This window comes from Caballeronia temeraria, from assembly GCF_001544795.2.
In the GTDB taxonomy this organism is placed as follows: Bacteria; Pseudomonadota; Gammaproteobacteria; order Burkholderiales; family Burkholderiaceae; genus Caballeronia; species Caballeronia temeraria.
Window position 1 is genome coordinate 1 of record NZ_FCOI02000115.1, and the last position, 969, is coordinate 969.

At 54.4% G+C, this 969-nt stretch carries 1 protein-coding gene; it reads left to right on the forward strand.

What is annotated here, in order from left to right:
- Window positions 1-3 precede the first annotated feature (3 nt).
- The gene (locus AWB76_RS38685; RefSeq protein WP_061165337.1) at window positions 4-957 is read left to right on the forward strand and encodes an IS5 family transposase; all 954 of its coding nucleotides are present in this window, start codon (window positions 4-6) and stop codon (window positions 955-957) included.
- The last annotated feature ends 12 nt before the right edge of the window (window positions 958-969 follow it).

Below are 969 nucleotides of genomic sequence, written 5' to 3' on the forward strand. Positions count from 1 at the left end.
ACGATGACGCAACTTCATCTCGGCTTGGACCTCTCAACCAAACGCACGCGTAAGCGGGAGTTTCTGGACGAGATGAGACGAGTGGTGCCATGGTCAAGGCTGATCGCATTGATCGAGCCACATTATCCGAAGGGGAAAACCGGTCGCCCGCCATTTCCGGTGGCGACAATGTTACAGATTCACTTCCTCCAACAATGGTTCGGTCTGTCGGATCCAGCGATGGAAGAAGCCCTCTATGATGTCCCGTTGTATCGTGAATTCGCAGGCCTTGATGGAGGGATGACCCGTCTTCCGGACGAAACGACTATCTTGCGGTTCCGGCACCTGCTCGAAACGCACGGCATCGCTGCGCAGATTCTTGCGGTCGTCAATGAAATATTGAACGAAAAGGGGTTGATGCTTAGGGCAGGTTCGGCTGTCGATGCTACGTTGATCGCAGCGCCTAGTTCGACCAAGAACGGCTCTGGCACACGTGACCCGGAAATGCAGTCGACGCAGAAAGGCAGGAATTGGTACTTCGGCATGAAGGCGCATATAGGCGTGGACGCAGAATCAGGCCTCGTTCACACGGTTATCGGCACGGCGGCAAACGAGCACGACATCAATGTGGCCCTTGCGCTGTTGCACGGTGAAGAAACGGATGTTTACGCTGACGCCGGATACCGGGGCATCGAAAAACGTCAGCAATCGCGCTCGGCCCGATGGCATGTCGCGATGCGGCCCAGCAAGCGAAGGAAACTGAATTTGAAGGACCCTCTCGATGCAATATACGACAAGATCGAACGACTGAAGGCCGGCATTCGTGCAAAGGTCGAACATCCGTTTCGAATTCTCAAGCGACAGTTTGGTTATTTGAAGACGAGATACCGGGGGCTGGCGAAAAACACGGCTCAGATCACCACATTATTTGCGCTGGGCAATTTATGGATGATGCGCAAGGCGCTACGCAAAGCGTAAAGGACACTGCAG